General features: G+C 70.7%; 9 protein-coding genes and 1 pseudogene. 2 read left to right on the top strand and 8 right to left on the bottom strand.

Going from position 1 to position 10,695, the window contains the following annotated elements:
• Positions 1-1,197 (top strand): MFS transporter (locus tag QH283_RS08725; protein WP_280502512.1); only part of this gene is annotated, 1,197 nt, incomplete at its 5' end.
• 29 nt (positions 1,198-1,226) lie between these two features.
• On the opposite strand, the gene dapA is transcribed toward QH283_RS08725, so the two are convergent.
• A complete protein-coding gene (gene dapA, locus QH283_RS08720) occupies positions 1,227-2,135 on the bottom strand; it encodes a 4-hydroxy-tetrahydrodipicolinate synthase (protein ID WP_280502511.1) in 909 nt (302 codons plus the stop codon).
• Positions 2,136-2,208: 73 nt separating this feature from the next.
• Here dapA and QH283_RS08715 point away from each other — a divergent pair, with 73 nt between their 5' ends.
• Positions 2,209-3,144, top strand: a complete 936-nt coding sequence (locus QH283_RS08715) for a LysR family transcriptional regulator (protein WP_280502510.1) — start codon at positions 2,209-2,211, stop codon at positions 3,142-3,144.
• Between the two features lie 4 nt (positions 3,145-3,148).
• Here QH283_RS08715 and nuoN read toward each other — a convergent pair whose 3' ends face one another.
• From nuoN to QH283_RS30180, 7 genes and pseudogenes are all read right to left on the bottom strand, one after another.
• Positions 3,149-4,705, bottom strand: coding sequence for an NADH-quinone oxidoreductase subunit NuoN (gene nuoN / locus QH283_RS08710; RefSeq protein WP_414689627.1), 1,557 nt, complete (start codon positions 4,703-4,705; stop codon positions 3,149-3,151).
• A gap of 71 nt (positions 4,706-4,776) precedes the next feature.
• Positions 4,777-6,402, bottom strand: coding sequence for an NADH-quinone oxidoreductase subunit M (locus QH283_RS08705; protein WP_280502508.1), 1,626 nt, complete (start codon positions 6,400-6,402; stop codon positions 4,777-4,779).
• Between the two features lie 11 nt (positions 6,403-6,413).
• A complete protein-coding gene (gene nuoL / locus QH283_RS08700) occupies positions 6,414-8,300 on the bottom strand; it encodes an NADH-quinone oxidoreductase subunit L (RefSeq protein ID WP_280502513.1) in 1,887 nt (628 codons plus the stop codon).
• A gap of 16 nt (positions 8,301-8,316) precedes the next feature.
• Positions 8,317-8,616, bottom strand: coding sequence for an NADH-quinone oxidoreductase subunit NuoK (gene nuoK / locus QH283_RS08695; protein WP_280502507.1), 300 nt, complete (start codon positions 8,614-8,616; stop codon positions 8,317-8,319).
• Positions 8,613-9,482, bottom strand: a complete 870-nt coding sequence (locus QH283_RS08690; protein ID WP_280502506.1) for an NADH-quinone oxidoreductase subunit J — start codon at positions 9,480-9,482, stop codon at positions 8,613-8,615. Before QH283_RS08690 ends, nuoK begins: the two co-directional genes overlap by 4 nt.
• Positions 9,479-10,021 (bottom strand): NADH-quinone oxidoreductase subunit NuoI, encoded by a 543-nt coding sequence (gene nuoI, locus QH283_RS30185; protein ID WP_348538272.1) that lies wholly within the window; start codon positions 10,019-10,021, stop codon positions 9,479-9,481. The genes QH283_RS08690 and nuoI overlap by 4 nt, the downstream gene beginning before the upstream one ends.
• A 282-nt stretch (positions 10,022-10,303) precedes the next feature.
• Positions 10,304-10,669 (bottom strand): annotated as a pseudogene (locus tag QH283_RS30180) (NADH-quinone oxidoreductase subunit H); the annotation flags it as partial.
• Positions 10,670-10,695 lie beyond the last annotated feature (26 nt).

Here is a 10,695-nt window from a genome sequence, read left to right as displayed (position 1 = left end):
GGAGACCCGCGAGTGCCCGTCTGGCTGTTGGCCCTGCTCGCCGCGGCGTTCGTCTTCTACACCGACGACTACGTGATCGCCGGTGTGCTGCCGGAGATCGCGCTCGACCTCGGTGTCAGCGAAGCGCAGGCCGGGCAGCTGGTCACCGCGTTCTCGCTCGCTGTCGCCCTGGCCGCCCCGATCGCCGGCGTCACCCTGGCTCGGGTACCGCGACGGTGGCTGTTCACCGGCTCGTTCACCGTCTTCGTCGCCGCCAACCTGCTGGCGGCCGGCGCCACCGGCTTCGGTGTGCTCGTCGCCCTGCGGATACTGGCGGCGCTCGCGGCCGCGGCCTGCACCCCGGCGGTGTTCGCCTACGCCGCCGAACGAGCCCCGCACACCCACATCGGCCGCTACGTCGCCGTCGTCTCGCTCGGCGTCACCGGATCGATCGCCGCCGGCGTGCCGATCGGCACGTGGCTCGGCGGCCACCACGGCTGGCGCGCGACCTTCCTCGCCATGGCCGTGGCAGGCGCCGCCGCGCTGGCGTTCCTGCTCGCCACCCTCCCGAGCGAAAGCTACGAGATCAGGGATACGCCGAGCCTGCGCGACCAGCTGCGCACCCTGGCCGCCGCACCGGTCTGCCTCGGCCTGCTGGCGAACTGTGTGCTCATGACCGGTTCGATGATGATGCTCACCTACATGGCGCCCTGGCTGGCCGTGGTCACCGAAGCCGACATCGACCAGCGCGCGCTGAGCTTCGGCGTGGCCGGTGTCGCGGGCATGGCGGGCATCTGGGCGGGTGGCAGGGCCACCGACCGTTGGGGACCCGACCGCACCCTGGTCATCGGCATCGGCGTGTTCATCGCCATCATGGCGCTGCTGGTGAGCTTCTATCCCGTCCGTCCGGTGCCGTACCCGGTGTTCGTCGTGGTCGGCGTCTTCTGGGGCGGCATCTGCTTCTGGAACTCCCCGGCAATCCAGGCCCGCCTGCACCTGCTCGCCGGGCCCGTGGCCGCACAGGCGCTGGCGCTCAACACATCCGGCACCTATCTCGGCGTCGCCGCGGGCGGCGTCATCGGCGGCCTCACCCTCGACGGTGTCGGTGCGGGCCTGCTGCCGGTCGTGGCCGCCGCCTGCGGCGCGACCGCTCTGCTGCTCCTGTCGCTCGCGGTCGCCGCCGCGAAAGCGCCGCCGCGGCAGGCGGTCAGCGGGTAGCCGGACCGCACTGCCGGGTCGTCGACGGATCAGGCGGGCACGGCCAGGGCGTTCATCGCCTCCCGCAGCTCCTTGCGATCGGTCTCGGAGGCCTCAAGCAGCGGCAGGCGCACCGCCGCGTGCTCGACCACACCGAGTTCGGCCAGCGCCGCCTTGGCCATGACCGCGCCCTGCGAGGCGCGCATCATCGCATCGGTCAGCGGGATCAGCGAGGTGTGGATCGACCGCGCGGCCGCCAGATCACCGGCGTCCACCGCGCGGATGAGTTCGCCGATCCGGTCGGCGGCCACATTGCCGACCACGCTCACCACCCCGGTCGCCCCGCACGCCAGGTACGGCAGGTTCAGCTCGTCGATGCCGCAGTAGTAGGCCAGCGAGGTGCGGCCCATGACCGTCATGGCCTCGAACAGGTCGCCCTTGGCGTCCTTGACCGCCGCGATCCGCGGATGCGCCGCCAGCTCGATCAGGGTCTGCGCCGCCATGGCGATCCCGACCCGGGCGGGCACGTCGTAGAGCATGACCGGCAGCTCGGTGGCGTCGGCGACCGCCAGGCAGTGCGCCACCACCCCTGCCTGCGCGGGCTTCGAGTAGTACGGGCACACCAGCAGCAGCGCGTCCGCGCCCGCCGCCTCGGCCTCGCGGGCCCGCCGCACGCTCGCCGCGGTGTCGTAGGAGCCGACACCGGCGATCACCTTCGCCCGCCCCGCCGCCGCCGTGGACACCGCCCGGACCAACCCGAAGGCCTCGGTGTCGCTGACCGTCGGCGATTCGCCGGTGGTGCCGACCACGACCAGACCGTCGCAGCCGGAACCGATCAGATGCTCCACCAGCTTGCCCAGGCTCGCCTCGTCGATGGAGCCGTCGGGGCGCATGGGGGTCACCAGAGCCACAAGATTCCTGCCGAACAGCTCGGCCGCACGGTGCTGGGTCTCGATCATGGCTTCGATCCTCGCCCGCCCAACTCCTGGGGTCCAGCGAAGCTTTCTGGAGGATATCGATTAGCTTTGCTTCATGATTGATGTCGGCGCCCTGCGCGCACTCCGCTCGGTCGCCGAGCTCGGCACCCTGGCCCGCGCCGCCGACGAACTCGGCTTCACCGCCTCGGCCGTATCCCAGCAGATCAAACGGCTCGAACAACAGATCGGGGTGCCCGTGCTCGCGCCCGCCGGACGCGGCGTGGTGCTCACCGCCGCCGGTGTCGCCCTCGTCGACGCCGCACCCGAAGTGTTCCTGGCACTCGAACGCTGCGCCGAGGCCGCCCGCTCCGTCGCCGACGGCGCACCCCGCGGCACCCTGCGCGTGGCCGCCTTCTCCACCGCCGCCCGCGGCCTGCTCGCCCCCACCCTCACCCGGCTCGCCGCCGACTGCCCCGACCTGCGCCTGCACATCACCGAACAGGACCCCGCCCAGGCCCTGCACAGCGTCGCCGCGGGCACCGCCGACCTCGCCCTCGTCCACGACGCCGACGGCCTGCCCGCCCCCGTGCCCGCCACCCTCACCAGCCGCCACATCCACACCGACACCGGCGACGTCGTCATGCACCGCGACCACCCGCTGGCCGCCCACGACCGCCCGCTCACCGGCGACGACCTGCTCGGCCACAGCTGGGTCACCAGCCCGCCCGGCACCGTCTGCCACCAGTGGTTCCGCCGCCTGTTCGCCGACCAGACCGCCGAACCCGACGTCCGCCACCTCATCGACGACTTCGCCACCCAGCTCTCCCTCGTCGCCGCCGACCGCGTCCTCGCCCTCATCCCGCGCCTGGCCCGCCCACCACTGGGCGCCGACCTCATCGCCCGCCCCCTCGAACGCACCCCCACCCGCGAAGTGCACGCCGCCTGGCGCAGCAGCGCCGACGACAGCCCGGCCATCCGCGCCACCCTCACCGCCCTCGGTGCGGCGGCACCGCGCGCCACCGCGACGACCCGACAGCCGAGGCGGACGTGACCGTTCAGCCGACGAACACCGCCGCCTGCTCGGCCAGATCCAGCAGCGGCTGCGGGTACAGGCCGAACACCAGGGTGCCGATCCCGGTCAGCAGGATCAGCGCCCAGGTCGGGGCGGGGGAGCGGACCTCGGGGGCATCGGCGGGCGGGTCGGTGAAGAACATCATGACGATGACCCGGATGTAGAAGAACGCCGCCACCGCGCTGCACAGCACGCCGACCACCACGACGGAGGCGCCGTACCCGGAGGCAGCGGCGTTGAACACGGCGAACTTGGCGATGAACCCGCTGGTCAACGGCAGACCGGCGAAGGAGAGCAGCAGCAGCGCGAAAACCGTTGCCGTCCACGGGGAGCGACGGCCGAGACCGGCCCAGCGGCCGAGCCCGGTGGCCTCCTCGTCGGTGCCCTCGCGCACCAGCGTGACCACCGCGAACGCGCCCACCGTGCTCAGACCGTAGACGGCGAGATAGAACAGCGTCGCCGCGATCCCGGCCGCGTCGGCCGACAGCAGACCCGTCAGCAGGAAGCCGGCGTGGGTGACCGACGAATACGCCAGCATCCGCTTCACATCGATCTGCGTCACCGCCAGCACCGCGCCCACCACCATGGTGGCGATGGCGACCGCCGCCAGCACCGGACGCCAGTCGTCGACCAACCCAGGCGCCGCCACATACAGCACCCGCGCCAGCGCGCCGACCGCCGCGATCTTGGTGGCCGCCGCCATGAACGCCGTCACCGGCGTCGGCGCCCCCTGGTACACATCGGGCACCCACGCCTGGAACGGCACCGCACCGATCTTGAACAACAGCCCGACCGCCAGCATCGCCAACCCGAGCAGGCCGAGCAGCGGATCACCGTCCTGGGTGGCGATCGCCGCCGCCACACCGGACAACCGGACCGTGCCCGCCTGCCCGTACAGCAGCGCGACGCCGTAGAGGAAGAACGCCGACGAGAACGCGCCGAGCAGGAAGTACTTGAGCGAGGCCTCCTGGGAGATCAACCGCCTGCGCCTGGCCAGACCGCACAGCACATACAGCGGCAACGACAGCACCTCGAGCGCGACGAACATGGTCAACAGATCGTTCGCGGCCGGGAACAACAGCATGCCGCCGACGGCCAGCATGGTCAGCGGGAACACCTCGGTCGCCAGCGCACCCGCGCGGGTGGCGGCCCGCTCGTCGGCGCTGCCCGGCACCGCCGCCGCCTGCGGGGCGAACGCGTCGAAACCGCGCTCGGCCGTCGCCGTCGCTGTCGCCGCCGCCCGGCTCCACGTGCCGGGACCCGACCGCACCGACGCGGCCTCGGCCCGCCGTTCGGCCATGAGCAGCACCGCGAGCAGCGACACCACCAGCAGCGTGCCCTGCAAGAACAACGTCACCCCGTCCACGGCGACCGCACCGGCCACCGCCGTCTGCTCGGTGCCCGCCAACGCGACCACCGCCACGAACGCCACCACCAGACCGGCGACGGCGAGGACGAGCTGGATGCGGTACCGCCAGGCCCGCGGCGCGAACGCCTCGACCAGCACGCCCGCCACACCGACGCCGAACACGATCAGCATCGGCGCGAGCACCCCGTATTCGACGCTCGGGGCGGGCAGCGCCGCGGCCAGCGGATACGTCGCGAACTCGGTCACCGGTGTCCACCTTCTTCCTCGAGCTCCGGCGCACCAGCGACCGGCGCGGGCACCGACGGCGCGGGATCATCGCGCCCGATGGTCGTCAGGGTCTGCCCCACCGCGGGATCGACATAGTCGAGCACCGCCCGCGGGTACAGGCCGAGGAACAGCAGCGCCGCGATCAGCGGAGCGATCACCAGCAGTTCGCGCGGCACCAGATCGGGCAGTTTCTCGTTGCCCTGCTTCACCGGGCCGGTCATCATCCGCTGGTACATCCACAGCACGTAGATCGCGGCAAGCACCAGCGCGCCGGTCGCGAACACCGCCGCCACCTGGTAGCGGCTGAACGTGCCGACCAGCACCAGGAATTCGCTGACGAACGGGGCCAGACCCGGCAGCGACAGCGTCGCCAGACCGGCGATGAAGAACGTGCCCGCCAGCACCGGAGCCACCTTCTGCACGCCGCCGTAGTCGGCGATCAACCGGCTGCCGCGCCGCGACACCAGGAATCCGGCCACCAGGAACAGCGCGGCGGTGGAGATGCCGTGGTTGACCATGTACAGCGTAGCCCCGGACTGGGACTGGCTGGTCATGGCGAAGATGCCCAGGATGATGAACCCGAAGTGCGAGATCGAGGTGTAGGCGATCAGGCGCATGACATCGGTCTGCCCGATGGCCAGCAGCGCGCCGTAGAGGATGCCGATCACCGCGAGCGTGATCACCAGCGGTGCGTAGGTTCCCGACGCCTCGGGGAACAGCGTCAGGCAGAAGCGCAGCATGCCGAAGGTGCCGACTTTGTCGACCACCGCCATCATCAGCACCGCGCTCGACGGGGTCGCCGCCACCGCCGCGTCCGGCAGCCAGGTGTGCAGCGGCCACAGCGGCGCCATCACCGCGGACGCGAACATGAACCCGAGGAACAGCGCGTTCAGCACCGCCGGATCAGCGCCGAGCCCACCGGAATTGGCGGCTTCGACCACCACCCGCAGATCGAAGGTGCCGCCGCCGTTCGCGCCTAGTCCGTCACGGGCGGTCAGCACGTACAACCCGATCACCGCGGCCAGCATGATCAACCCGCCCAGCAGGTTGTAGAGTAGGAATTTCACCGCAGCCCGCGACCGCGCCGCCCGCACCGCCGCCTCCCCGGTGCGCGGACCGAAGCCGCCGATGAGGAAGTACATCGGGATGAGCATGGCCTCGAAGAACACGTAGAACAGCAGAATGTCCAGGGCCAGGAAGCTCATCAGCACCATCGCCTCGACCAGCAGGGTCAGCGCGACGTAGATGTGCGCGGCGCGCGGGCCGCCGCCTGCCTGCTTGTCGTCGTGCCAGCCCGCCAGGATCAGCAGCGGCACCAACGCGGTGGTCAGCAGCACCAGCACCAGGGCGATGCCGTCCAGGCCGAGGGTGTAGCCCGCGCCGAACGCCGGAATCCACTCCTGGGATTCGACGAACTGGTATTGCGCGCCACCCGGTTCGAAGGCCACCGCGAGCGCGACCGCCACCGCCAGCACACCCACCGACACCGCCAGCGCCATCGCGCGGGCCAGGGTGCGCCACGCCGGCGGCAGCACAAGCACCACCAGCGCGCCGGCGACCGGCAGCAGCCACAGGACGCTCAACCAGGGAAATCCACTCATGCTCGCCTCGCTCACAGGATGCGCACCGCCACCAGGGCGGCGGCCACCAGGGCCGCGCCGGTGAACATGGACAGGGCATAGGACCGCACGAAACCGGTCTGCACGCGGCGCGCCCGCGCCGACAGGCCGCCGATGAACGCGGCGATTCCGTTGACCAGCCCGTCGATGCCGCGGTTGTCGACGAACACCAGCGAGCGGGTCAGGTGCAGGCCGGGGCGCATCAGCAGCGCCTCGTTGGCCGCGTCACCGTAGAGATCCTTGCGCGCGGCCACCGTCGCGAAGCTCGCGGCTTCCGGTGCGGTGCGGGGGATCTCGGCACGGCCGTACCGCTGGTAGGCCAGCGCGGCGCCGACCGCGACCACGCCGAGGGCGAGGGCGGTCACCACGATCGGCGGGACCGCGTGCTCGCCGTGCGGGGCGCCGACCACCGGCTCCAGCCAGTTCTGCAGCGCGCCGTTGAAGACCAGCAGCGCGCCCGAGGCGATGGAGCCCAGCGCCAGCAGGATCATCGGACCGGTCATGGACACCGGCGCCTCGTGCGGGTGGGTGTCGGGCGCCCAGCGGCGTTCGCCGAAGAAGGTCATCAGCATGACGCGGGTCATGTAGAAGGCGGTCAGGCCCGCGCCGAGCAGCGCCACCGCGCCGAGGGCGTAGCCGCCCGCGCCGCCGGAACCGAAGGCCGCCTCGATGATCTTGTCCTTGGAGAAGAAGCCCGCGAACGGGGGGACGCCGATGATGGCCAGGTAGCCGAGACCGAAGGTGACGAAGGTGATCGGCAGCGCCTTGCGCAGCCCGCCGTAGCGGCGCATGTCGGTCTCGTCGTCCATCGCGTGCATCACCGAGCCCGCGCCGAGGAACAGCCCGGCCTTGAAGAAGCCGTGGGTGAGCAGATGCATGATGGCGAAGGCGTAACCGGCAGGCCCGAGGCCCGCCGCGAGCACCATGTACCCGATCTGGCTCATGGTGGAGGCGGCCAGCGCCTTCTTGATGTCGTCCTTGGCGCAGCCGATGATCGCGCCGAACATCAGCGTCACCGCGCCGACCAGCACCACCGCCAGCCGCGCGCCGGGCGCGAGGTCGAACACGGCGTTGGAGCGGGCGATCAGGTAGACGCCGGCGGTGACCATGGTGGCGGCGTGGATGAGCGCCGAGACCGGGGTGGGGCCTTCCATCGCGTCGCCGAGCCAGGACTGCAACGGCACCTGCGCGGACTTGCCGCAGGCGGCCAGCAGCAGCAACAGGCCGATGGCGGTGAGGGTGGCCTCGCTCGCGCCGGGCGCGGCGGTGAACACACCGTCGAAGTCGACCGAGCCGAAGGTGGCGAACATGACCATCATGGCCAGCGCCAGACCCATGTCGCCGACCCGGTTGACCACGAACGCCTTCTTGGCGGCCGTTGCCGCCGACGGCTTGCGGAACCAGAACCCGATCAGCAGGTAGGAGGCCAGACCGACACCCTCCCAGCCCAGGTACAGGACCAGGTAGTTGTTCGCCAGCACCAGGATCAGCATGGCGGCCAGGAACAGGTTGAGGTAGGCGAAGAATCGCCTGCGGCCCTCGTCGGTGCGCATGTAGCCGATCGAGTAGACGTGGATGAGCGTGCCGACGCCGGTGATCAGCAGGGCGAAGCACATCGACAGCTGATCCAGGCGCAACGCGAAGTCGACCTGCAGGCTCGCCACCGGCACCCAGGTGAACAGTTCGGCCTGTACGGCGCGGGCCGCTTCGGCGCGACCGAGCATGTCGGCGAACGCCCAGCCCGCCGCGGCGAACGAGCCGAGGGCGGTGAGGGTGGCCAGCAGGTGGCCCCAGCGGTCGGCGCGGCGGCCGAGCAGCAGCAGGACGGCCGCACCGGCCAGCGGCAGCGCGGGCAGCAGATACAGCGGGGCGGTGGTCATCTCGGTACCGTCCATCTCAGAACCGCAGCAGGCTGGCGTCGTCGACCGAGGTCGAGCGGCGGGTGCGGAAGATGCTCATGATGATCGCCAGGCCGATGACCACCTCGGCGGCGGCGACCACCATCGTGAAGAACGCGATCACCTGACCGTCCAGATTCGTGTGTAGCCGGGCGAAGGTGACGAACGCCAGGTTCACCGCGTTGAGCATCAGCTCCACACACATGAAGACCACGATGGCGTTGCGCCGCAACAGGACTCCGGCCGCGCCGATGGTGAACAACAGGGCGGACAGGAACAGGTAGTTCTCTGGATTCACCGGGTGCCTTCCTCATCGGCGGAATCGGGACGCCGCGCCGCCCGCGCGCCCGCGCCGTCGTCGCCGGTGGGCTCCTCGGAGCCGACCGAAAGGACGGCGGCCTCGGTGAGGGCCCTGGTGCGGCGGTGGCGCAGGATCGTGGACACCGACAGCTCCTCGAAGGAGCCGTCGGGCAGGCGGGCCGGGATGTCGACGGCGTTGTGCCTGGCGTAGACGCCGGGGGTGGGCAGCGGGGTGGCGCGGGAGACGCCGTCGCGGAATCGGCTGCGCGCCAGCTCCTGCTGGGTGCGGCGGCCGCCGAAGTTCTCCCGGTGCGCCAGCAGCATCGCGCCGAGGGTGGCGGTGATCAGCAGCGCGCCGGTCAGCTCGAACGCCCACACGTAGCGCAGGAAGATCAACTCGGCGAGTTCGGCGATCACGTCGCGACCGGGGAACCCGCCGCCGGGGAACACCACCCCGGATTCGCGGATGCCGATCGCGATCCCGGCGATCAGCAACAGACCGAAACCGACACCGACCACCGCGGCCGCCACCCGCTGCCCGCGGATCGTCTCCCGCAACGACTCCGCGGAATCCACGCCGACCAGCATCATGACGAACAGGAACAGCATCATCACCGCGCCGGTGTAGACGACGATCTGCACCACGCCCAGGAACAGCGCGTCCTGGGCGATGTACATGACCGCCAGCGCGATCATGGTGGCCGCCAGGCAGATCGCCGAGTGCACCGCCTTGGCGGCGAACACGGTGCCGAGCGCGCCGAGCACGGCCAGCGGCGCGAGGATCCAGAACTGCACCGCCTCGCCGGTGGAGGTCCGGGTGAGGGTTTCGGCGGCAAGGGTTTCCGCGGCCATGAGCGTGTTCATCGGGCGCCCCCTTCCGCGGCGGCGACGGCCGGTGCGGTGACCGCGGGCGTGGCGGCGCCGTTCGTCGATTCGCCGCAGGCGTCCGCGCCTGCGACGAGGCCGAGGTAGTAGTCGGCCTCGGTGGCGCCGGGCGCCATGGCGTGCGGCGGGGCCTGCATCGACGGGGTGAGCGGAGCCAGCAACCGGTCCTTCTCGTAGATCAGCCCGGCGCGGTTGTCGTCGGTGAGCTCGTAGTCGTTGGTCATGGTCAGCGCGCGGGTCGGGCACGCCTCGATGCACAGGCCGCAGCCGATGCAGCGCAGATAGTTGATCTGGTACACCCGCCCGTAGCGTTCGCCGGGGGAGTAGCGCTCCTGCTCGGTGTTGTCGGCGCCCTCGACGTAGATGGCGTCGGCCGGGCACGCCCAGGCGCACAGTTCGCAGCCGATGCACTTCTCCAGGCCGTCCTGGTACCGGTTGAGCTGGTGCCTGCCGTGGTAGCGCGGCGCCGTGGAAACCTTCTCCTCGGGATACTGCTCGGTGATGGGCTTTTTGAACATGGTGCCCGCGGTGACGGCGAACCCGGCCAGCGGCTCGAGCAGCCCGCCCTTCGGATCGACCCGGTAGGTGTCGGCGGGGATCGGCGGGGTCGGGAAGCCGAGGAACACCGCGCCGTCGGAGCGCGGTTCGTCCTCGGGCGCGGGGGCCTCGGCGCGCCGCTTGCCCGCCCGCAGGAACATGCCGATCATCGCGAGCGTGACCACCACGCCGAGCACGACCTGCGCGGTGATCGCCCACTCGTGGCCATCCGCGCGCAGCAACCGCGCGGCCGCCACCACCATCACCCACAGCAGTGAGACCGGGATGAGCAATTGCCAGCCCAGCCGCATGAACTGGTCGTAGCGCAGGCGGGGCAGGGTGCCGCGCAGCCAGATGAACACGAACATGAACGACCACAGCTTCACCACGAACCACAGCAGGCCCCACCAGCCCGCGTCAGCGCCGTCGATCATGTTGAACGGCCACGGCGCGCTCCAGCCGCCGAGGAACAGGGTGGTGGCCAGCGCCGAGACGGTGCCCATGTTCACGTATTCGGCGAGCATGAACATGGCGAACTTCAGCGAGGAGTATTCGGTGTGGAAGCCGCCGACGAGTTCTGCCAAGAAAGAAGGAACGGAGACAGGCAACCGCGAAGTAAATACAACCAAAAAAAATCAAAACAACAGTCAACAAA

The sequence above is a fragment of the Nocardia farcinica genome, from assembly GCF_029867845.1.
Classification (GTDB): Bacteria; Actinomycetota; Actinomycetes; order Mycobacteriales; family Mycobacteriaceae; genus Nocardia; species Nocardia farcinica_A.
The sequence above is the reverse complement of the archived record's forward strand: the minus strand, read 5'-3'. Positions and strand labels throughout refer to the sequence as shown.

Bases quoted from the DNA above. Each gene is read 5' to 3' on its own strand.
- QH283_RS08705 (WP_280502508.1), bottom strand. From the start codon at position 6,402: ATGAGTGGATTTCCCTGGTTGAGCGTCCTGTGGCTGCTGCCGGTCGCC.
- nuoN (WP_414689627.1), bottom strand. From the start codon at position 4,705: ATGCTGATCGTGTTCGGCGTCGGTGTGGCGGGCGTGCTGGTCGAGGCG.
- QH283_RS08690 (WP_280502506.1), bottom strand. From the start codon at position 9,482: ATGAACACGCTCATGGCCGCGGAAACCCTTGCCGCCGAAACCCTCACC.
- QH283_RS08715 (WP_280502510.1), top strand. From the start codon at position 2,209: ATGATTGATGTCGGCGCCCTGCGCGCACTCCGCTCGGTCGCCGAGCTC.
- dapA (WP_280502511.1), bottom strand. From the start codon at position 2,135: ATGATCGAGACCCAGCACCGTGCGGCCGAGCTGTTCGGCAGGAATCTT.
- nuoL (WP_280502513.1), bottom strand. From the start codon at position 8,300: ATGACCACCGCCCCGCTGTATCTGCTGCCCGCGCTGCCGCTGGCCGGT.
- nuoI (WP_348538272.1), bottom strand. From the start codon at position 10,021: ATGTTCAAAAAGCCCATCACCGAGCAGTATCCCGAGGAGAAGGTTTCC.